The following is a 21,099-nucleotide window of genomic DNA, read 5'->3' on the forward strand; positions in this document are numbered from 1 at the left end:
AAGGGAAGGCGGGGGAGGAGTAAATGGGCAGATGAGCTGTTGCGCGCATTCACCCTGGGGATCGCGCGAATCAAAGGCACACGCCTGTATCGGCGCGTCCAAGCCTCCGCTCCAGCCAGAGCCGTTCGCTCCTCCCTCTCCTTGCGTTCCGCCCTCGCGATCACTGTCGCTGCGCTCGCGGTCATCACGGTCTTCGCACTTCTCGTCTCCGCTCAGCTTCGCACTTCCACTTTTGAGTCGCGGCGCACTCAGATCCTCGACGATGCGGCGTTGCGCTTCTCTTCTGCTCAGACGGTCTTCGATCAGTCGACCGCGCAGACTCCGGACCAGGTTCAAGAGACCGCCCGACAAGTCGTTTCAACAATCAACTCCTCCGCCGCGGGAGCCGGAGCGGTCTCAGTCGTCCTCTTGCGTTCCCCGGATGCTCATTCGAGTTTCCGCATCAATCAGATCACCGATGGGTCCACGGACCTGCTCATCAGCGAGAGAATGCGCACTGCTGTGCGCCAAGATGGCCGACCCCAGTGGCAATCCGTTGCGATCCCCATGGTGGATGAGGAAGACGCTCCCGGCATTCTCGTCGGGCAAGTCGTCCAATTGCCGAGGGCGGGTAAGCACGAGCTGTACATCATCTATTCCCTCGCCTCTGATCAGCGTCAGGTCAAAATGGTGATTCGCGTCCTCTTCGCGGTGGCGCTGCCGATTCTCATTGGCCTACCGATTGGAGCGTTTTGGCTCCTCTTCTCGATCCTGCGGCCCGTACGTCGAACAGCTGAGGCTGCCAAGCACCTGGCTGCTGGTGATCTTGAGGCTCGCGTGCAAGTTCGCGGAGAAGATGAGATGGCGGATCTTTCAATCGCCTTCAATGAGATGGCCTCGTCTTTGCAGAAGAAGATCCAAGAGTATGACGAATTGTCGCGCCTGCAGCAGCGCTTCGTTTCGGACGTGTCCCATGAGCTGCGCACGCCCTTGACGACGATCCGCATGGCGGATTCGGTGATTTGGGATCATCGCGAGGCCCTGCCCCCAATGGCCAAGCGTTCGGCTGAGCTCTTGCATGAGCAGACTGAACGCATGGATTCGCTGTTCACCGACCTCTTGGAGATCTCCCGCCACGACGCCCGCTCCGCCGACCTCGCAGCTGAGGTCATTGATCTGCGTCAGGTTGTTGCGAAGGTTGTCGCCATGAACGCGGAGCTTGCTGAGCGCCTCGGAGTCGAGGTCCGTTTGGGAGGCAGTGAAGAGCGCTGCGCTGTGGCGATTGATGACCGCAGGATCGAGCGGGTCTTACGCAATCTGCTCGTCAACGCCCTCGAGTTCGCCGAGGGCGGGCCCGTGGACCTGACGATCGGACAATCCGATACGGATGTCGCCGTTCGAGTGAGGGACTATGGGGTCGGAATGAGTCCTGAAACCGCAGCCCACGTTTTCGACCGCTTCTACCGAGCTGACGCTTCGCGTAAACGCACGAGCGGGGGAACCGGGCTCGGCCTGTCGATCGCGGCCGAGGACGTTGCTCTCCACGGGGGGATACTTGAGGCCTTCGGAGAGCTTGGGCACGGTGCTTCCTTCCTCATGACCCTGCCGAAGAAGGCTGGCGATCAGGTACGTTCCGAACCTTTGAAACTGTGGGAGGACTGATGAAAGGGCGCCCTCTGATCCTTGTTTCGCTGCTCGTGCTCGCCCTCTTCGCTGCGGCTTGCACCTCTTTGCCGAAGGCCTCTGAACCTGCGCCTTTCGATGTTTCTGCGCATACGACGAACCCGGTGGAACTGTCCGCGGATGGTCCCGCGAGGAACTCCGATCCAATGACCCTAGTCTCGGATTTCCTTCTTGCTTGCGCTGCAGGGGCGAATGATGATTTCGCCACGGCTCGTCTTTTCCTCAGCTCCGATTCATCGCAGCGCTGGCATCCCGAGCAGCAAGTCCTCATCTACGACACGGCAAGTCGGCCTACTCTCACGCTCTCCTCACCCGCAGGGGAGAACACGGCCGAGGTGAGCATCTCCGCTGTGCCCGTGGCATCCCTTGATGCCTCGGGCGTCTTGTCGCGAGCAGAATCTTCACAGATCTCCCAGACACTGTCCCTGGTGAAGGAATCGGGGCAGTGGCGTATTTCCGCTCCGCAGGATTCTTTCATCGTCTCTAAAGCGTCCTTTCTTGCTTCCTATGAGCGGGTGAATCTGTACTTCCCGGCCCACTCCGGCGATGCCCTTATTGCAGATCCTCGTTGGTTGCCCTCCCGCCGTCTCGCCTCCCACCTGATCGAAGGCCTCGTCGAAGGTCCCTCCAATGCTGTGGCGGATGCGGTGAGCAATGCGATCCCCGCAGGCACTACCGTGCCCTCCGCGCCAGTGGAGGTTACGGATCGCATCGCGAAAGTCCATGTGGAAGGTCCTGTTCCTCCAGAGGGGACGGCCAGAGATCTCCTCGTCTGGCAGATCACCTCGACCTTGGAACAAAGCCCCTCGATCACCCAGGTCGAGATTCTTGTCTCCGATGTTGAGTTGAAGGATGCGGCCCCATTGAAGGATCCCTCGTACCTGCTTGATACACGTTTGGGAATGCTGTCTGGGGCGATCGGGACCTTGAACGCGACGAAGCTCATGTCACTGCCCCTGTCGACTCCTCCTGCGGAGGGGGCTCGTCACCCCTCGATGTCGCCCGTTGACCGGGAGCTTTTCGCCTGGCGTGAAGGAGAAGAGCTGGTCGTCGAGAGGATCGAAGAGGACGCGACTCAGGTCAGGGTTTCAGTGGGGGGCGGAGGGGCTCCTTCGATTGATCGTTTCGGGTGGACATGGTCTGCCAAAGGGGGTGGGCTTGCGGCCGTCTCTTCTCAAGGTGAGGTCCTTGAAATCTCCGGCTTTGATCCGAGTTCTCTCTTTTCCCGCGTTGCTGTATCTCCTGATGGTGCTCGAGCTCTGCTCATCGGAGCGGATCATTCGGATAAGTCTTTGATGATCGCGACGATTGTGAGAGATAGACAAGGCAAGCCCACTTCGCTGAGCTCGCTCAGTGTCATCGAGGGAATTGCCTCGATGGTCGAGGACGCCTCCTGGGCGGGCACAGATGCTTTCGTGGTGCTGCGCCGCAAACAGAACGAGGACGGGACGGGGAGTGTTGAACTCGCCGAAGTACAACTCGGAGGGTTTTTGACTGCATCTTCTGCGCCTGAGGGCGCTGAGGAGATCAGCGCGGGCTCGGGCCCGGGCAATGTGTGTACGAGGACTCATACGGGCACACTTCATTGCCGTTCGGGGGCGCTATGGCAGGACATGCCTTCGGGCCTCGTCGATATTCGCTACCCGGGCTGAAGAATCCACAGGAGCGGAGGTTCCTCTTTTCTGCACAGCTTCACGAAGGGGAAGGGTAAAGATGAGGGTGCTTCCCTTGACACTAGGCGCATGTGGATTGGAAGAAGTGGCGGTTTTGTGCGAGAAGCTGCGAATCTGTTCCTTCCGACTCGCTGCGCAGGATGTGGAGCTTGGGATGAGGTGGTGTGTACGGAGTGCGCAAAGCAGGTTGAGGCCCCTTGTCATTGGGGAAGTCTTGAAATGCCGGAGCTCTTCGCCATCTCGGATATTCCTCTGCTTGACGGGGGAGCATATGAGGGGCGGAGGCGAGGTCTCATCGTGTCGGCGAAGCATTCCCCCTCATTCGACCCTGAAGAACTCCTACGACAATCGGGAATGACTCTCGGTCGGGAACTGGGGCGCATGCTCAAAATCGGGGTGCCCTCAGCCTTGGCGCAAAGCGTGGGCTCTACTCAGGGAGAGACTTTTGCCCAAGACGCTGGATCTGCCCAAGACGCTGGATCTGCCCAAGACGCTGGATCTGCCCAAGATGAGGGTTCTGCCCAAGACGCAGGATCCGTCCAGGGGGAGGTTTTTTCGCAAGACACGGGCTCTGTCCAGGACGCGAACTCTGCCCAGGACGCGAGCTCTGCCCAAGATGAAGGATTTGCCCAAGACACGGGTTCTGTTCAAGATGCAGGATTTGCCCGAGATGCGAGGTGTTCCCACAGGAAGGGGCGCGTACAAGAGGAGCGAGACGCGCGATTGGGCCGAAGAGCTTTCAGAGATAATGCGGAGCGAAAAGAGCGGCTCGCCTTGGCGAAGGGCACGGAGATCTGGGTCATCCCCGCTCCTGCCAGCTGGAAACGCCGTCTGTTCGGACGCCAAGTCACTTCCGCCCTCGCTTGTGGGCTCGCTCAGGGATTGAGCCGGGAAACAGGAGTTCAAGCCAGAGTCGTCGAGGCCGTGGGATTGAGAATCGGAACTCCCTCCCAGTTCGGAGTCGGGGGTGCACAACGGCGCAAAGCGAAGATCGGGTCCATGCGTGCGCGCCTCCCCTTGCCTGAGCCCGGGAGGATCGTCCTCGTTGATGATGTACTGACGACTGGGGCCACGATGCGAGAGCTCGCAAGGGTGTGCGCAGGGGCTTTGGCCTGCGCAGTCTTCGCGAGAGTGAATCCCCCATCCCTATGACTTAGGTCATAATCTGGGTTATGCTCGTGCCATAGCCAACACGGCGGGGGACCTTTCCTGAAAGAGCCTCCGACGTGCACGGATGGAGGTGATAGCTCAGATCACGGCCCGAGGCAATGACGCGTTCGGGCATCCGATTCGCGGGCAATGGAGCCCGCCTGCTTCCCCTGGAGGAAAATATGGACATCACCGTCGTCGCGCGCAATGCGGAAATCCACCCGAACTTCCGCGCCTACGTCGAGGAAAAAGTCTCAAAGGTCACGCAGTTCTACCCCCGCGCGCAGCGGGTCGACGTTGAACTCACCCACGAGCGCAACCCCCGGCAGGCTGACACCGCTGAGCGCATCGAACTGACCGTCTACGGCAAAGGCCCGATCATCCGCGCTGAAGCGGAATCGGCGGATCGCTACGCAGCGGTCGATATCGCCGCAGGCAAACTCTTCGAGCGCCTCCGCCGCATGCGCGATCTCGCGAAAGACCACAGACGTCGCTACCCGCGCGAACTTGACGAAGTCGAGGTGATTGAAGAAGTCGCACCTGTCGAAGAAGTGCCCGTCCCCGAGGCTCCCGCCCATCTGCGCTCCGCCGAAGATCTCAAGGTCGGTGAAGCCCGCGAAGAGCAGCTCGGTGATTCGCCGATCATTGTGCGCCAGAAGGTTCACGAGGCTGCGCCGATGACCGTTGATGAGGCTCTCGACCAGATGGAAATGGTCGGACACCCCTTCTTCCTCTTCGTTGACAAGGACACGAAGCAGCCGTGCGTCGTCTACCACCGCCACGGCTGGACCTACGGCGTCCTTCGTTTGAACACCACGGTCGAATAGGACGGTGTGTAGCTCCACCACATCAATGAGACGCGGGCCCCGGCGATCGTGCGCCGAGGCCCGCGTTCGACGTGTTGCGCCGGTGGATACCAGCGAGTTTGTACGCCGGGGCTCGCGAGGGCGTGTTGTGCTGGTGGGAACTAGCGAGTTTGTGTGGAGTACTCCGTCTGCGCTGGTCCACAAGTCGAACGGTGTGTCGCGGATCCTTGAAGAATGCCCAGGTCGAAGTTTGAATCCTCCGATGTGTGCAAGCCAAGTGTTCGACTTGTGGCCTTAGCCGGAGATGTCAGGCAGAGTGTGTGGCCTTGTCGGGCATTTCGGTGAAACCTGAGAGGGAGAACGGCGTACCCGGCGGCAGCTGCGGTGCCCGGTTTCGCGCGGGCAAGGGCCGAATAACCCCAAACATGATCTCGGTGCCACCTGGCACCCCCACGACTCGCCGAAACCATAATCGGGGTTGTTGGAGAGTATGTGGTCCCCATGCGTGCGACCCCAAATATGATCTCGGTGGGTCTGAGTGTCCCTCGGTCCTGCCGAGAGTGTGATTGGGGTTGTTGGAGAGCGTTCGGTCCTCACGCGTGCGACCCCAAATATGATCTCGGTGGGTCTGAGTGTCCCTCGGTCCTGCCGAGAGTGTGATTGGGGTTGTTGGAGAGTATGCGGTCCCCACGCATACGACCCCAAATATGATCTCGGTGGGTCTGAGTGTCCCTCGGTCCTGCCGAGAGTGTGATTGGGGTTGTTGGAGAGTACTCGGTCCTCACGCGTGCGACCCCAAATATGATTTCGGTGCCACCTGGCATCCCCACGCCTCGCCGAAACCATAATCGGGGTATCAGAACAGGGATGTCAGCGAGTTTGTGCGGGGGCGTTTCGCCTGCGCTGGTCCACAAGTCGAACGGTGCGTCTCCGATCCTTGAAGAAGTCCCAGGTCGAAGTTTGAATCTTCCGGTGTGTGTAGGCCTGGCGTCCGACTTGTGGCCTTAGCCGGTTGGCTGAAGGAGGCGGAAACACGCGTCTTCGTGATTCTTCCCTGAGATTTTGGCGCCGAGTCGAGACAAAGCCTGGGAACTCCGTAAACTGGAGCGGCGCATAGGCGCACGCGGGGCACACCGCCCCGGAAACGAACCACAGGAGTCCCCGTGTCCTTGATCGACAAGATCCTCCGAGCCGGCGAAGGCCGCACCCTCAAAAAGCTCGACCAACTCGCCAGCCAGGTCGACGCCCTCCAGGAGGACTTCGAGAAACTCAGCGACGCCGAACTCCAGGCGAAGACCGCCGAGTTTAAAGAACGCCTCGAAAACGGAGAGACCCTCGACGACATCCTCGTCGAAGCTTTTGCGACCGTACGTGAAGCGGCCTGGCGCATCCTGCACATGCGCCCTTTCCATGTTCAAGTCATGGGCGGCATCGCCCTCCACAAGGGCAATATTGCCGAAATGAAGACCGGCGAGGGCAAGACCCTCGTCGCGACTATGCCCGCGTACCTTCGGGCACTGACCGGTAAGGGCGTCCACGTTGTCACCGTGAACGACTACCTCGCCAAATACCAGTCCGACATCATGGCGCGCGTCTACTCCTTCCTCGGTCTGAGCGTCGGCTGCGTCCTCGTCGGACAGACACCCGCTGAGCGGCGCAAACAGTACGACGCGGACATCACCTACGGCACGAATAACGAATTCGGCTTCGACTATTTGCGCGACAACATGGCTCAGCGCGTCGAAGATATGGTCCAGCGTGGCCACAACTACGTCATCGTTGACGAGGTCGACTCGATCCTCATTGATGAGGCCCGCACCCCGCTCATCATCTCCGGCCCTGCCTCGGGAGATGTGAACCGCTGGTACGTCGAGTTCGCGCGAATCGCGAAGCTGCTCACCCGCGACGTCGACTACGAGGTCGACGAGAAGAAGAAGACCATCGGCGTCCTCGAACCGGGAATTGACAAAGTCGAGGACGAGCTCGGCGTGGAGAACCTCTACGAGGCTGCGAACACCCCCCTCATTGGTTTCCTCAACAACGCCATCAGGGCGAAGGAACTCTTCCACTTGGACAAGGACTACATTGTCGACGGCGGTGAAGTCCTCATCGTTGATGAGCACACCGGGCGAGTCCTGCCGGGGCGTCGCTACAACGACGGCATGCACCAGGCGATCGAAGCCAAAGAGGATGTCGAGATCAAAGCGGAGAATCAGACTCTCGCCACGATCACCTTGCAGAACTACTTCCGCCTCTACCCCGAGGGGTCGCGGGCGGGAATGACGGGCACCGCTGAGACTGAGGCCGCCGAGTTCTCCTCGACATACAAGATCGGCGTCATCCCGATCCCTACGAACCGTCCGATGATCCGCATCGACCAGCCCGACTTCGTTTTCCCGACAGAAGCCGGGAAACTCAAGGCCATCATCGAAGACATCGCTGAGCGTCACGCGAAGGGGCAACCGGTCCTCGTGGGCACAGCCTCGGTCGAGAAGTCTGAGCTCCTCTCGCGCCTCCTCAAGGACAAGCACATCCCGCACCAGGTCCTCAACGCGAAGCAGCATGCTCGCGAAGCTGCGGTTGTCGCAATGGCCGGTCGTAAAGGTGCCGTCACCGTCGCGACGAACATGGCGGGTCGAGGCACCGACATCATGCTCGGCGGCAACTCCGAGTTCATCGCGCAGGCGAACCTCGCCTCCCAGGGAATTGACCCGAAGGAGAACCCTGAGGAGTACCGGGCCCAATGGCCTCTCGCCCTTGCCGAGGCAGACGCGGCCGTGGAAGCCGAGCGTGAAGAGGTACGCGAACTGGGCGGCCTGTATGTCCTGGGTTCTGAACGTCACGAATCGCGCCGTATCGACAATCAGCTGCGAGGCCGTTCCGGCCGTCAAGGAGACCCCGGCGAATCCAGGTTCTACCTGTCGATGGAAGACGACCTTATGCGCCTGTTCAATTCGGGTATGGCCCAGCGGATCATGGCGTCCGGTGCCTACCCGGAGGATCTTCCCCTGGAGAATCGCATTGTGTCGCGCTCGATTCAGTCCGCGCAGCACCAGGTCGAAGCCCGCAACTTCGAGATCCGTAAGAACGTCCTTAAATACGACGATGTCATGACCGGGCAGCGTGAACTCATTTACGAGGAGCGCCGCCGCGTTCTTGAGGGTGAAGACCTTGAGCCGCAGATGAAGTCCTTCATGGAGTCCCTCATTGTCGGCATCGTCAACGAGAAGACAGCGGGTCTTGCCCCCCGAGAGTGGGATCTTGACGTTTTGTGGGATACGCTGCGCGGCTACTATCCGCCTTCGGTCTCCTATGAGGAGGTCGAGATGGAACACGGCGGGCGCGCCTCCTTGGTCCGTGAGGATCTTGTGTCTGAACTCGTCGGTGACATTCAAGCGGTTTACGAGGACGCTGAGGATGCTCTGAATGAGAATCCGCTTGCTCGCGAGCAGCTCGGTGATGAGCCGATGCGCGCTCTTGAGCGGCGAGTCGTCATCGCGACTGTGGACCGCCTGTGGCGCGAGCACCTCTACGAGATGGATTACCTCAAGGAAGGTATTGGCCTTCGTGCGATGGGTCAGCGCGACCCGCTCGTCGAATATAAGGACGAGGGCGCCCAGATGTTCCAGGCGATGATGGAGCGGATCCGCGAAGAATCGGTCCAGCAGGTTTTCGGCTTCGCCCACCAGTTTGAACGCGCTTTTGAGCAGGCTCGTGAACAGGGGCTCTTCACAGATGGGATCGGAGCAGCGGGATTGAGAGTGAAGTCCTCGCCTGAGGAGGATTCCTCTTCGGCCGATGCCCTTGATGCGATTGCCGCAGCTGAGGCGGCCGCCGAGGCGAAGGCTGCGAAGGAGAAGACTCAGGCTGCGAAGCGGGCGCGAACGGCTCGTGCCGCATCCGTGATGGGAGATTTTGGTCAGAAGAAGGCTCAGAATCTGCGCTACTCCTCGAGTGAGGCACAAGCCGGGACGCCTTCGTCTTCGGGAGGCAATCGCGAGCAACGTCGAAAGGCTGCGAGGAAGGCGCGCAAGCGCCGCTGATTCGCGGCTGATGCTCCCTGTCAGGACGGGGAGTGGCTTTCTTCGAGTTAGGCGATTTCGAGGGCGGTGGCGATCCATCGCCCTCGAAACGCTTCAAGGCGCAAAGCGACCGCGTAGGAGCGCTTTGCTCCTTTCACAACGACGGCAGATTCGACGGCCCCATTGACTTCTTGGAACCTCCACGTCGTTGGTTGGCAGGTCCTTTTACCCACGCCAATGACTTCCTCGTCGAAGCGCAGGTGTTTAAGAGCGGAGAAAAGCGAGGGGATGAGCCAACGCTCGAGTTGGCGCTTGTCTCGAAGCCCGAGAACTGATTCGATGATCGCCCGCGCGAGGCCCGCTGACCAGGCGCCTGCTTCCGGAGCATTGACTTCGAGTCCCGCGTCTGTGCGACGGGACCTGAGCCATTCGCGAGTATCTGATTGTTGCGATGGAGGGACATCGAATCTGAGGTCCCAGCGGAACATCCTGCGAGACGGGGTGTGTAAAGGTGTGGTGGCTGAGATCGGAAGAGAACTCATTTCGACTCCTGAGGAAGGACGAGGACGGTGCCCGGGTGAATGAGCGAGGGATCAGCGCCGACCACAGAGGCGTTCGCCGCGTACAGGGCGCGCCATGCGGCGTCGATTTGTGAATCTGAAGCCCCGGAAGGCAGGAGGGTCTCAGCGATACTCCACAGGCAATCCCCGGGTTCGACGGTGAGTGTGGCGCGAGCCTGAAGCGAGTCGAGTTCGGAGCCGTGGTACGAAAGAGGCCCCTCTCCTGAAGAAGTGCTTCCCGTGGAGGACTTGAGATCTGATGAGGGAGGAGCACTCTGCAGCTTTGTCGAGCGAGGATCGGGATCAGTAGTGGAGGAGGGCACAGATCTGCGAGTTGAGTGTGTGAGATCTTGCGGGTGAGTCTGATCTGTCCTGGGGAACTGCTCAGGGGAGTGATCGGGGGTTTGAAGATCCTGAGTGGGAGCCTGCGCCTGCTCGGCGTTGTTTTGAGGGCTGGGAGTAAGACGGCCCAGATCCGAGGGAGAAGCCTCAGCCGGATCGGTCGAATGCCACAGCCATGACACTGACTCTGAGTTGCTGGCGGTGCTATCGGTTTCAAGAGGAAGTGGGGCCGCGATTGCAGCCCCACCCATGCCGAAGCCGAGGGTGGCGAGCCCGAGGGCTGAACTGCGCGCGCCTGCGATGACCAGGCGTCGGGCGGCACCAGAATCGATCAACATGACAGCTCTGCCGAAGGAGAACCTGAGCACTGAGGGGAGGAAAGTGAGTCGTGTCGCCAAGGCCAGCCAAGCTGCGAGGGCCGCGCGGAAAAGGATGAGCGCCACGAATGCGGTGACGGCGGCCGTGAGAAGGAACTCGGGGTGAGCTGGGGATGCCATTGGAAGAAGGCGGGCGCAGCTCGCCGCGAGGAAGAGGGAAGTCGGCGTTGAAACGAAGGCGTGTGCCAGCGTGAGTCGCAGGTCCCGTGACTCACGATCTGTGCAAGTATCCACGATTCACCTCGTTTGTATATAGTTCGTATCAGTTCGTATGAATTCAGTGTGCATCGCCTTCGCTGCTTCGTCAAGGGGGTGTTCAGTTGTCGGCGAGGGATGCACATCTTTGCTCAAAGGAATGGAGAACGCGCTCCAAGAATGCGACTCTGGAAGCTGTGGACCTCGAACTCTTCCTGCACTCCCTCGAAGCTGAATTTGAAGCGCGCCGCCGCGAAGAACACGATGAACTCGTCGGTGAACTCGCCGACGCCGAACGAGTGTCCGTGCGCCTGGCGGACCGGATCGTGCAAGCGAGCGGTAAAACCATCACCCTGATCCTTCGAGGGGGCCAACAACTCAGCGGCAAAATCCTCGACGCGACGCGCAACTGGCTCGTGATCCGCGAGAGCTCAGGAGCATCCCTCGTGCCTCTCGGAGCGATCGAGGCGGCCTGGCCCCTCAAAGCGGGGTGTGACCTCGGAGGCGTTCGTGCAGGCCTGGGGATCTCCAGCGCCTTGCGCGGGCTTGCAACTCAAGGCTCTCCCGTCGTCATCGACCACGACGCGGGGCGCCATACGGGCATCATCCGTGAAGTCTTCGCAGATCACTTCGACCTGGACATCTCGCCCTCGACACACGAGCTTGATTGCCGGGACCGTAGGTCGAGTCAACGCATCGCCCTCGTCACCTCGGGGATCCGCCGTGTTCGTTCCTTTGATGTACTGAGGGGAGACGGGCTGTAAAGAGGCTATGAGCAGGGCGTTGAGCGAACTGACGCGAGGGGCGGGGAAGGAAGGTCTTCGAGCAGGACCGCTCCTAAGGGCTCACTGGGGAAGAGTCGGCGCTGGGGACTGTTTGAGCAGAGCAGAGCCCACAGGGAGTGGGGCGCGATCACAGGAAGTGTTCTGCGATTGCCAGAGCGTGTCGCGCTTAAGGGAGTGCTTCGCCTTGGCTCGAGTATGTCGCGATCGCAGGGAATGCCCTGCTTTGAGTGGGAAACTGCCCTGCCTTGAGCGGGAAGGGGGTGCCCTGCCTTGAACGGGAGTCTTGCGTGTCGACGGGGGTGCCGCGTTTACAGGGAGTGCTCCGCGATGCGCTCGCGGGTGGCGGCGTATTGCTCTTCAATGTAGTGCTCAAGCACGGCCTCCTCGACGCGCCAGGCGCGCTTGCCGCCGACCTGGATCGCGGGAAGCTCTCCAGAGGTGACAAGGGAACGCGCTGCAGACATTGTCAGGTTCAAGGTCTCAGCCACATCGGCGAGCGTCAAGAATCTCGGGGACATGCCCCGAGTATCTCATTTCTTCTCGATTCCTACGAGATCGTCCCTTTTTCTTGTGGATAGTGCATCCTTCACTCTTCCCCGGATTCCCGCTTGACGATCATCGCCTGTGGAAAGAGCGCCAAACCCCCTCGAATCGGGGGAAGATGGCCGCGTGCGCAACCGACGACGAACCCTCACAGTGACTGGCCCCGTTCCGCTCTGGCGCGACCCGCGCCTCCTCGGCGGCCTCGCCCTTATCGCCGTGTCGATCCTCGCCTGCGTGTGGCTGGTCGCCCAAGCCCGAGCCGGAGTCAGCGTCTATCGCACGACCCGCCCCATCGCCATCGGTGAAAGCCTCGATGCGACGAACACCGCCCTCGCAGATGTCAGGATCGACGCCGAGGCATACCTCGAAGAAGGGGAACTCGTCCCCGGGACGCTCGCCAAGCGATCCATGGGCGAGGGGGAACTCGTCGCGAGAGCATCAACGACGAACGAGGTCGAACAGAGCCTGCGGCGTTTCGTCGTCACAGTCGCCGACGGCTTGCCCAGCTCCACCAAACCCGGGGATACCGTGGAACTCTGGGCCCTTCCCTCAGCCCATCCGAGCAGAGGAGCAGAAGAACAATCGCACCTGCTCGCCTCCGCGACTCTCGTGAGAATCATTGATGATGAAGAATCACTGGTGCGCAGCGGACTGAGAATCGAAGTTCTTGTCGATGCAGGAGTTGTGTCCACGGTCCTCGACGCGACCAGCGGCCAAGAATCGCTCGCAGCAGTCCCCGTGGGGGCATCGTGAGTGCCAGACAGGGTGTCGTCTTCCTCGTCAACCCCGAAGAAGAAGGCGAGATCGTTCGTGCAATCGACCAGACGAGCGGGCTGAAAGTCGTCAGGCGCTGCGCGGACCTCGCTGAAGCGCGCGCGGCGATCCGCGCGAAGGTCGCCGCCCTCGTGGTTCTTGACATGTCCGATCCTGACCTGGACGCCATTACCATTGACGAGCTTCATCGTTTCGGTGCCGGAGTCATCCTCGTCGCAGATCCCGAGGACACTGCGCCAGCCCGAAGCCTTGGGGCTGATGGCTTGTGCGCGCGGGGGCTTCCGTCAATGGTGGTGGACTCCCTACTTGCCCTCCTGCGCAGCGAAGACGCCGAAGAAGGAGTGTCTGCGCTTCCTCTTCCTCCGCCTCCCCCGGATTCAGAATCACAAGGCGACAAACTCCACCTTCTGGAACAGGCTCTCCTCAATCACGAAGCAGGGCGATTCTCCCAAGCTCAGGACAGGGGCGGGAGGAAGGGGCATGTGATCGCTGTGTGGGGCACCTCAGGCGCCCCCGGGCGTTCGACGATCGCGCTCGGACTCGCCCACGCGCTCGCGAAGAAAGGGGAGGTCCTCATCGTTGATGCCGACACGAAGGACCCTTCGATCGCGCACATGTCAGGAGTTCCCGTTGACGCTTCCGGATTGGCGGCATTGGCGCGACGAGTCGTTCGAGGGGGACTTGACGCGCGCGCTGTGCGTGAAAGCGTGGTCAAATGCGCGCCCGGCCTGTTCCTCCTCACGGGGCTTGCCAGTCCCCATCGTTGGCGCGAAGCGGGCCCCGCTGCCATTGTTGAAATCATTGAAACCGCTCGATGCGAGTTCGAGTGGATCCTTGTTGATGTTCCGGCGATCAGTCCTGACACGATGTGTGAGGAAGTGAGCCATCAGGGAAGTCAAGACGATAGTGCGGCGGCGGTCCTTGCAAACGCCGATGAGATCGTGTGTGTCGCGCGAGCGGATGTCATCGGGGTGAACCGTTTGTCTTTCGCCGTTGAGTGGCTTGCGGATCATCTTCCCGAACAACACGCCAGGATCGTGGTGAATCGGGTGGCTCCCTGCGCCCTCGGGTCTCGCCCCCATAATGCCTTGGATGCGGTCCTGTCGGGGATCGTCCCGGGGGCTCGCGTTCATATTGTCCCCGAAGACGAGGCCGTGGCCACGGGGCTCCTCGAGGGGAGAAGCGTTGTGGTGAATGCGCCGAAATCTCCTGCGGCGAAAGCCATTGAAGCCCTCGCCGAGCAGATCGCACCCTCAAAGCCGTCTTCGAAGCCGAAGCCCCCGGAAGAGTCTCCTGTGGGCTCATATCCTTCCGGGCGCAGGATTGAGGCACGAGGGCGTGGGAGGAGTGCTGAGGAGGCGAGTATTCCTGGGCGTAGAGGGACTCAGGGGATCATGCCTGAAGCTGAGGGGAGTGGGTGGAGCACTCCTGGAGAAAGAGACGCGCAAAGCGATGCAGTGTCAAGAGAAGCTGAGTTGACGAATCGTCCCTCTCGTCCCTGGAGGGGATTTCTTTCACGGCGCAAAGGTCCGAATGTGGAACACTAGGCGTATGCGCGTCTATCTTCCTCTTCTCGGCTCTGATCTTCTCGGTGATTTCTTGTCTTCGCGCAGGGGCTTCACAGTCATCGCGCCGAGCGCAGCGGACTCGGAGACGATCGAGGTCTTCGAAGACGATGCCCAGACCGAGGCTGCCCTCGTGTCCTTGATGGAGCTGCGAGAGCGTGAGGGCGAGCCGATGGTGCGTCTGATCGCAGCCGCAGATGTCGCCGATACTGCTCTCGAGAGCGAAGGCGAGGGCGAGGGGGTCGTTGAGACTGCCGAAATCGCTGTTTCTTGGAGCGAGGTCGTCGCAATCCTCGCGGATTCTGGCGAGGCGGCCCCCGCTGTGCTCAAGGTCGTCGAGGCGAGCGAGCAGGATGAGGCTGATGAGGCTGTGGCGGCCTTGTGGGAGCATGCACTCGAATGGTTCGACGTCAGCGAAAGGGAGAGCCTCGCAAGGGCGCTCGGCCTGTGAGGCAGGCGCTACGGCGCATGACTTCGAGGAATACCCCCGAGGCAGGGCCCGTGAGGAGAACACTCGAGGCGGGCGAGGGGAAGGCCCTGCGCACTTGCTCGCCGAGAGACTAGCTTCACCCGAGGAATCCCGAATAGTCGCTTGCCGAACTGCCTTTGGACTGAGCTGGCTCCTGGGTGACTCAGAGCGGCTCTCGACCGCCTCGCCCCTTGAGTGATTCAGCCCTGGTTGCCGCGGGCGCTCAGTGACTTACCCCTGGTCACCGCGGGCGCTCAGGGACTCATCTGCCCAGATACTCATCGGCTCAGCCGGTAACCGACAAGCGCGAACCTCCGCGCCCACTGGGCGTCACGGTGATCCTGTCGGGGATCTGCCGGGCCATCTCATCCACGTGACTGATCACGCCGACGACTCGCCCCGAATCCCTCAACTTGTGGAGCTCGGCCATCACGAGTTCCAGAGTCGCAGAATCGAGAGAACCGAAACCCTCATCAATGAACATCGTGCGCAGCTCAATGCCCCCGGCCTCGGCCGTCACCACATCCGCCAGGCCGAGTGCGAGGGACAAAGAGGTATAGAAGCTCTCGCCCCCGGACAGGGTCCGCGGCGAACGCGTCTCTTCGGTGTCGTGGTCGACGATCGCCAGGCCGAGGCCTGAACGTCGAGAACGCGTCCCATCATCGGGAGTTGAGACGAGTTCGTAGCGCCCCGAGGAGATGGACAAGAGCCGAGGATTTGCCGCCGCCAAAACCTCATCGAGGCGAGAGACGAGAACCCACGCGGACAACGGAGTCTGGAGGAGATTCTCTCTCGAAGAGGCGTCTGCGATCCCGGCGAGTCGCTTGAGGGGGCCGAAGCTGTCACGGACTTCATGAAGCTGGGAGAGGGAATGCGAGAAATCCACCTCGGCGCTCTGGATCTGCTTCAGGGCCTGTTCCAAGGAGCCAAGTCGACGCTGCGCCTCGTCTTGGCGTTTCTTCGCCTCATTCAGAGCCTCACGCAAAGGCTCTTCATCTGCCGGCACAAGACCTTCCGCGCGGGAAAGGCGCGAAGAGGCGAGCAGCTGAGTCACAGCCCCGAGCGTGGAATCGTAAGCGGAAACCTCAGCTTCGAGAGCCGTGATCTGTTTTTCGCTCGCATGGAGTGAACGGATCTCATCGTGCGCTTCAGGAGTGTCTTCGAAACCCCCTTCGTCCAAAGCCGATAGAGCCCTCTCATGTGCTGAAGCTACGAGCTGCGAACAGTGGAGGAACTCGCTCAGCCCTGAGGAAGCTTCCTTCAAGAGGGTGAGAGCGCGAGTGAGTGCGTCATCCAGGTCGCCCAGTGATTCGGCCTTCCCCGCGGCCTCAGCGCATCTGCGCTCATCCGCTTCGAGGGATTCTCGCATGGAGGTGATCTCCACTCGTCTCTCCACGAGCTCAACTTCGGCCGCTAAGCGTTGCTCCTTCACAGCGGCCTCGGTTTCACGTTCTTTCTTCAGATCCGCTTCCAGCTCCGCCTTGAGTTTCTTGACCGCGAAGAGCCTTTCGACCGCCTTCTGGGCCTCCTCGAGTTCCAAAGAGATCGAGGCCGCGTCGCCTCCGGCCCGCCCATTCGCTTCTTTCACAGCCTCCACCAGGGCCAGGTGCGCGCTTGAAGCCGCTGTGAAACGCTCATCCGCTTGAGTCTTCGCCCGATCGAGGAGGGTGATTGCGTCTCGTGACAGGTCCTCACCTTCAAGGGCGGGCATGGGGGAGGGGTGCTCAAGGGAACCGCACACCGGGCAGGCCTGGCCCTCCTCAAGGTCCTGGGCGAGGGCGCTCGCCGTCTGATTGAGCCACTGCTCATGGGCGATCATCGCTGTGATCTGTGCGTCACGGGCTGCGGCTTTCGCTTCGCCGAGCGCCTGGGAAGCAGCTTTCATCTCCTCAATGAGGCGGAGCGCATCCTGGGCGGCGCTCATCCGGGCTTTCACCCGCTCCAAGGCTCCCTCGACCCCTTCGAGTCCGTTAATCTCAGAGGCCATCGCCTCCAATGCTTCTTCCCCCATCGCAATTCGCTGTGGTGACTCTGCGAGTTGCTCGTCGAGGTGCGCAATTGTCGCTTCGAGTGCTGCGCGTTTTTCAACACGGGCCTCAAGGGCGTGTCGACGATCCTGGAGTCCGGCTTCGAGGGCGAGGAGCTCACGAATCCGTGCACGCTCCTCGGTTCTCAACTCCTTGTGGTTTTCGATCTGGGGAAGGAAAGAGCGAGCGAGTTCTTCGCTCAAAGAGGCCTCATCGAAGGTGAGGATCTGGGCGGCGCTGCAGGCTGTCAAAGAGTGGAGAGCCTGCGTGTGAACAGCCTGACGAGCGGCGAGTGCCTGATCTCGCTGCTCAAGGCTCGGCAGGATCGCTGCGACACGGCGGGCCTGCTCGATCTTCTGGCGAGTGGCGGCGATAGAGGGGCCCTGGGCTTCAAGAGCCGTCTTCTCTTCGAGGAGACGAGTCCTCTCCTCTACGAGGACCCGATCCTCCTTCGCCTGGGCGAGGGCTTGAGCGGCCTTTTCTGCAGCTTCAATGAGGGGCGGTTGGGAGGCCCTGGCCTGGTCGAGAAGCTTTTCGGCAGTGGAGACGATGTGTTCGGCCCGTTCTCGGGCCCACCCCTCATCGGCCAGAGGATCCATGGGGGCACGAGAAGCGTGATCTTCAGGCTCCGGTGAAGGAGTCTCGAGGGACAGTGAAGGAACCTCAGGGGATGCTGAAGGAACCTCAAGGGACACTGAAGGAGCCTCAGGGGACGTGGAAGGAACCTCAAGGGATGCTGAAGGTGTCCCTAGAGCTGCGGGGACCTCAATGTCTTTCAATTCCAGGCGCTCAAGCGCCCCGAAAGCGCGCAGGCACTCTTCTTCGGCGGCGAGAAGCCGGGCCTTGCCGGAGTTTGCCTCACTGACGAGGCGCTTTTGGAAGTCGAGATAGACACCCGTTTCGAAGATATCGCGCAGAATGGACTCGCGATCCTCAGACTTCGCGGTGAGGAATTCGGCGAACTTGCCTTGAGGGAGGACAACAGTCTGCAAGAACTGCTCCTTCGTCAGACCGACGATCCGCTTGATCTCCGAAGAGATCTGGCGGGCACCGCGTTCAATTCCCTCAATGGTGCGGTATCCCTCCGGACAGGAGGGGTCTTCGATGACGCGTACGAGGCTCGCCTGAGAGTTCCGAGCAGATTTATTCCCCTTCGGCACATACTTCGGAGTCCGGGTCACACGATAGATCCCGGCAGGGGTTTCAAAGATGAGGTCGACCTCGCTATGGACCCGGGGTGAGGCGTAGTCGGAGCGTAGACGCTGTGTCGACGCATCCGATTGACGGGCGACATCACCGTAGAGAGCGAAGACGATCGCGTCGATGAGCATCGACTTGCCCGCGCCCGTCGGCCCGGCTAAGAGGAAGAGCCCCGCATCGTCGAAGACCGTGAAGTCGATGACCTCAGTGTCGGCGAAGGGGCCGATCGCGGTGAAAGCGAGTCTGTGGAGCCTCATTGGAGCCCCTCCTTCCTCATATCCGTCCACACGTCCGAGACGATCTGGGCTTCCCTCGCATCGAGTTCCCTGCCGCCAACGGCCGCAAAGAAGTCGAGAGTCACCTCCTGCGGGGCCCTGGAGCGAACGCCCGGCGCGCCAGAGGGGATCGAGGATCGGATCGCGGACTCGTGAAGGATGACGAGGGCGTGGGGGTAGACCTCGCGGATGCGGGAAACCATCTGCTGCGGTCGAGCATCGTCAGTGACGCTGATCGAACAATAGGCGTTGACGAGCGCAGGATCCGGGTCGGCCAGGAGGTCTTCCATCGTTCCCCTGAGGAGGGCAAGGGGCCTGTGGACCGGAATCGGCACGAGCTCAATCTCGCACGAGTCCCCGTGCACATCGAGGAGGACAACGGACTTATCGACGCCCGCCTCGGAAAAGGAATAGGCGATGGGGGACCCTGAATATCGCAGGGGCATCCGGGCGCCCGAAATGCTCTGGGGACGGTGCAAGTGCCCGAGCGCTGCGTACACAACACCCAAGTCGATCTGCTCTTCCCCGCCGAGAGTGTCAAGCAGAGCGGCTGGCACACAGCCCACTCCGCCGACCTCGATCACTCGCTCCGAATCTGAGGGGGCGCCCCCGGTCAAGAACTCGTGAAGCATGACGATCGCCGGACGCTGATCGCCCGCTTCCCGTCGAAGCTCAAGATCGGCGCGGACTCGCCGAAGAGCGGCCGCGACGACGGCCTCATGGGAGCGGGGCAGGGGAGCGGGAAGACCAGAGTCGAGTGGAGCAAGATCGGAGAGCTCTTGGCGGACAAGATCCGGCTCCAAATAAGGGATCGGGTAGATCAGACAGCCCCCTGGGCCCCCGTGCTCGACGGCGGTGCCGATCGTGTCGACCCCGGTCGTCACGACGAGGCGCTGATCCAACATGGGGGAGAAAAGCCCCAGGCGCGTCGCACTGTCATGGTTGCCTGAAGTGATGATGACGCGGGCCTTCGCACTGAGCTCTTCGAGCATCTTCGAGGTTCTCGCGAGGGCGTTCAGGGGTGGCACCGCACGGTCGAAGAGGTCTCCACTGATGAGGACGAGCTCGATCGAGCGCGCCTCGACGAGCTGAAGAAGCCAGGAGAAGAAGGCATCGACAGAGTCGGAAAGGTCTTGCCCGTGGAGAGTACGTCCGATATGCCAATCGGAGGTGTGAAGGATCCTCATGCTCCAAGTATCTCGAAGCCCACGTGCATCTGCGGACCAGGGAGTCGAATCCTGCTTTTCCGCGCCTGAACGGGGTACCACTAGGAAGAGGACACAGTGGTACCCCAGATGAGGCCAGCCATTCGATCCAAGCTCGGGGTTTGCTCCGAAGACTGCGCAGTAGCACCTTTCACCCACCCCTGCGCCACTGAAAACCCCGTGATACACAGCCTTCCAAGGCGTTTTCGACATGCAAGAAGGTGGAAGCGAAGCCCCTTCAGGCAGAGCTTTTCAACGTATGACAGGTGAAACCGAAGGTCCCCTCAGGCAGAGTCTTTGAACGCAACTATCGACATACAAGCAGCTGGAAGTGAAGCCCCTCAGGCGGGGCTTGTTCGCCTACTCCTCGTCTGAGGCGGCGAATCCTGGCCAATCGAGAATGCGGAGAAGACGCTCATGAAGGAGACCATTTGTTGCAAGAGCGTTCCCACCCCAGGGCCCCTCTTCTGCGCGAAGCGAGGTGAAACGTCCACCGGCCTCGGTGACGATCGGGACGAGAGCCGCCATATCGTAGAGCTCAAGCTCGGGCTCACAGGCGGCATCGACCGCGCCCTCGGCGACGAGCATGTAACTCCAAAAGTCGCCGTACGCGCGAGTGCGCCAGAACTGAGACTGCATCCTCAAGAACTCCCCGCCGCGCTCGGCGTGGAGCCACGAGTCCAAAGAAGAGTAGGACAGTGAAGCGTCGGACAGCTCCGCCACGGAGGAGACACTGAGCTTGCGGCCCTTGAACAGCGAGGTCCCGGCGAAAGAGCCCTGCCCCTTCGCGGCCCACCAGCGGCGCTTCAATGCGGGAGCGGAGACGACGCCCATCACGACCTCCCCGTCTTCGACGAGGCCGATCAGGGTCGCCCACACGGGCACTCCGCGCACGAAGTTCTTCGTGCCGTCGATCGGGTCGATGATCCACTGCCGACTCGCGTGGCCACTCGTTCCACGCTCTTCGCCCACGACACTGTCACGAGAGCGCGTATGCGCCAGCTGGGAGCGGATCATATCTTCGACGGCGCGATCAGCATCCGTGACAGGGGTGAGATCGGGTTTGGAATCGACAACGAGATCCTGGGCGCCGAAGCGGGCGAGGGTAATGGCGTCCGCCTGGTCGGCGAGGACATGAGCGAGTCTGAGATCGTCGTTGTAGCGCGCGTCAGTGGTCATGCTCCAAAGGTATCGCCCCAGCGGGGTAAGTGGTGCCTTCTACGCTCAGGTGGACGCCCCGGTCCCGGGACAAGAAATCCGTCAGAACAAACAGTAACCTTCGCGAGGACGGACGCCCCCGGCCTCGGGAGGGGAAAGACCACAGAAAACGCAACATCCCGGCCTCGGGAGGTGAAAGACCTCGGGAAATGCAACATCCCGGCCTTGGGAGGTGAAAGCCCTCGGGAAACGCAACACCCTGTCCCCGAGAGACGACAAGCCCCGAGAAACGAAAAGCCCCGAGAAGTGAAC

The 21,099-nt window shown here is 61.1% G+C and carries 15 protein-coding genes; 9 read left to right on the forward strand and 6 right to left on the reverse strand.

The genetic code is table 11. The features are described 5' to 3' along the window. Positions 1-39: 39 nt before the first annotated feature. The 5 genes from mtrB (at position 40) to secA (ending at position 9,333) form a co-directional block, all read left to right on the forward strand. The gene (mtrB, locus tag JFX23_RS02145) at positions 40-1,641 is read left to right on the forward strand and encodes an MtrAB system histidine kinase MtrB (protein ID WP_233050473.1); all 1,602 of its coding nucleotides are present in this window, start codon (positions 40-42) and stop codon (positions 1,639-1,641) included. After that, a complete protein-coding gene (locus tag JFX23_RS02150; RefSeq protein WP_198775518.1) occupies positions 1,641-3,314 on the forward strand; it encodes an LpqB family beta-propeller domain-containing protein in 1,674 nt (557 codons plus the stop codon). The genes mtrB and JFX23_RS02150 overlap by 1 nt, the downstream gene beginning before the upstream one ends. A gap of 795 nt (positions 3,315-4,109) precedes the next feature. Next, complete coding sequence (locus JFX23_RS02155) at positions 4,110-4,487, forward strand: ComF family protein (protein WP_198775519.1); 378 nt, start codon at positions 4,110-4,112, stop codon at positions 4,485-4,487. 179 nt (positions 4,488-4,666) lie between these two features. Beyond that, positions 4,667-5,311, forward strand: coding sequence for a ribosome hibernation-promoting factor, HPF/YfiA family (gene hpf / locus JFX23_RS02160; RefSeq protein WP_198775550.1), 645 nt, complete (start codon positions 4,667-4,669; stop codon positions 5,309-5,311). Between the two features lie 1,142 nt (positions 5,312-6,453). Beyond that, positions 6,454-9,333, forward strand: a complete 2,880-nt coding sequence (gene secA / locus JFX23_RS02165; protein WP_198775520.1) for a preprotein translocase subunit SecA — start codon at positions 6,454-6,456, stop codon at positions 9,331-9,333. 47 nt (positions 9,334-9,380) lie between these two features. On the opposite strand, the gene JFX23_RS02170 is transcribed toward secA, so the two are convergent. Both JFX23_RS02170 and JFX23_RS02175 read right to left on the reverse strand, forming a co-directional pair. Then, entirely contained in the window at positions 9,381-9,854 is a 474-nt protein-coding gene (locus JFX23_RS02170) for an Rv3235 family protein (RefSeq protein ID WP_233050474.1), read from the reverse strand. Beyond that, positions 9,851-10,711 (reverse strand): LysM peptidoglycan-binding domain-containing protein, encoded by an 861-nt coding sequence (locus JFX23_RS02175; RefSeq protein WP_233050475.1) that lies wholly within the window; start codon positions 10,709-10,711, stop codon positions 9,851-9,853. The genes JFX23_RS02170 and JFX23_RS02175 overlap by 4 nt, the downstream gene beginning before the upstream one ends. 272 nt (positions 10,712-10,983) lie before the next feature. Here JFX23_RS02175 and JFX23_RS02180 point away from each other — a divergent pair, with 272 nt between their 5' ends. Then, positions 10,984-11,550 carry a hypothetical protein gene (locus JFX23_RS02180; protein ID WP_198775521.1) on the forward strand — a complete coding sequence of 189 codons (567 nt, stop codon included), beginning with the start codon at positions 10,984-10,986 and terminating at the stop codon, positions 11,548-11,550. A 329-nt stretch (positions 11,551-11,879) separates the two neighbouring features. On the opposite strand, the gene JFX23_RS02185 is transcribed toward JFX23_RS02180, so the two are convergent. Beyond that, on the reverse strand, positions 11,880-12,089 hold the full coding sequence (locus JFX23_RS02185; RefSeq protein ID WP_005961949.1) for a helix-turn-helix domain-containing protein: 210 nt from the start codon (positions 12,087-12,089) through the stop codon (positions 11,880-11,882). A gap of 178 nt (positions 12,090-12,267) precedes the next feature. Here JFX23_RS02185 and JFX23_RS02190 point away from each other — a divergent pair, with 178 nt between their 5' ends. Genes JFX23_RS02190 through JFX23_RS02200 form a run of 3 tightly spaced genes read left to right on the forward strand, consistent with a single transcriptional unit; the run spans position 12,268 to position 14,904 of the window. Then, complete coding sequence (locus JFX23_RS02190; protein WP_198775522.1) at positions 12,268-12,867, forward strand: flagellar biosynthesis protein FlgA; 600 nt, start codon at positions 12,268-12,270, stop codon at positions 12,865-12,867. Next, entirely contained in the window at positions 12,864-14,435 is a 1,572-nt protein-coding gene (locus JFX23_RS02195) for a nucleotide-binding protein (RefSeq protein ID WP_198775523.1), read from the forward strand. The genes JFX23_RS02190 and JFX23_RS02195 overlap by 4 nt, the downstream gene beginning before the upstream one ends. Positions 14,436-14,439: 4 nt before the next feature. Beyond that, the gene (locus tag JFX23_RS02200) at positions 14,440-14,904 is read left to right on the forward strand and encodes a DUF6912 family protein (RefSeq protein ID WP_198775524.1); all 465 of its coding nucleotides are present in this window, start codon (positions 14,440-14,442) and stop codon (positions 14,902-14,904) included. 304 nt (positions 14,905-15,208) lie between these two features. Here JFX23_RS02200 and JFX23_RS02205 read toward each other — a convergent pair whose 3' ends face one another. From JFX23_RS02205 to hisN, 3 genes are all read right to left on the reverse strand, one after another. Beyond that, complete coding sequence (locus JFX23_RS02205; protein ID WP_198775525.1) at positions 15,209-18,406, reverse strand: AAA family ATPase; 3,198 nt, start codon at positions 18,404-18,406, stop codon at positions 15,209-15,211. Continuing rightward, positions 18,403-19,611, reverse strand: coding sequence for an exonuclease SbcCD subunit D (locus JFX23_RS02210; protein ID WP_198775526.1), 1,209 nt, complete (start codon positions 19,609-19,611; stop codon positions 18,403-18,405). Before JFX23_RS02210 ends, JFX23_RS02205 begins: the two co-directional genes overlap by 4 nt. 378 nt (positions 19,612-19,989) lie before the next feature. Then, positions 19,990-20,808, reverse strand: a complete 819-nt coding sequence (gene hisN / locus JFX23_RS02215; RefSeq protein ID WP_005961937.1) for a histidinol-phosphatase — start codon at positions 20,806-20,808, stop codon at positions 19,990-19,992. Positions 20,809-21,099 lie beyond the last annotated feature (291 nt).

The sequence above is a fragment of the Schaalia cardiffensis genome (genome assembly GCF_016405145.1).
In the GTDB taxonomy this organism is placed as follows: domain Bacteria; phylum Actinomycetota; class Actinomycetes; order Actinomycetales; family Actinomycetaceae; genus Pauljensenia; species Pauljensenia cardiffensis.

Excerpts from the sequence above, each read along its gene's own strand:
- JFX23_RS02150 (WP_198775518.1), top strand. The coding sequence starts at position 1,641 with ATGAAAGGGCGCCCTCTGATCCTTGTTTCGCTGCTCGTGCTCGCCCTC.
- hpf (WP_198775550.1), top strand. The coding sequence starts at position 4,667 with ATGGACATCACCGTCGTCGCGCGCAATGCGGAAATCCACCCGAACTTC.
- JFX23_RS02170 (WP_233050474.1), bottom strand. The coding sequence starts at position 9,854 with ATGAGTTCTCTTCCGATCTCAGCCACCACACCTTTACACACCCCGTCT.
- JFX23_RS02175 (WP_233050475.1), bottom strand. The coding sequence starts at position 10,711 with ATGGCATCCCCAGCTCACCCCGAGTTCCTTCTCACGGCCGCCGTCACC.
- JFX23_RS02185 (WP_005961949.1), bottom strand. The coding sequence starts at position 12,089 with ATGTCCCCGAGATTCTTGACGCTCGCCGATGTGGCTGAGACCTTGAAC.
- JFX23_RS02200 (WP_198775524.1), top strand. The coding sequence starts at position 14,440 with ATGCGCGTCTATCTTCCTCTTCTCGGCTCTGATCTTCTCGGTGATTTC.
- JFX23_RS02205 (WP_198775525.1), bottom strand. The coding sequence starts at position 18,406 with ATGAGGCTCCACAGACTCGCTTTCACCGCGATCGGCCCCTTCGCCGAC.
- JFX23_RS02210 (WP_198775526.1), bottom strand. The coding sequence starts at position 19,611 with ATGAGGATCCTTCACACCTCCGATTGGCATATCGGACGTACTCTCCAC.
- hisN (WP_005961937.1), bottom strand. The coding sequence starts at position 20,808 with ATGACCACTGACGCGCGCTACAACGACGATCTCAGACTCGCTCATGTC.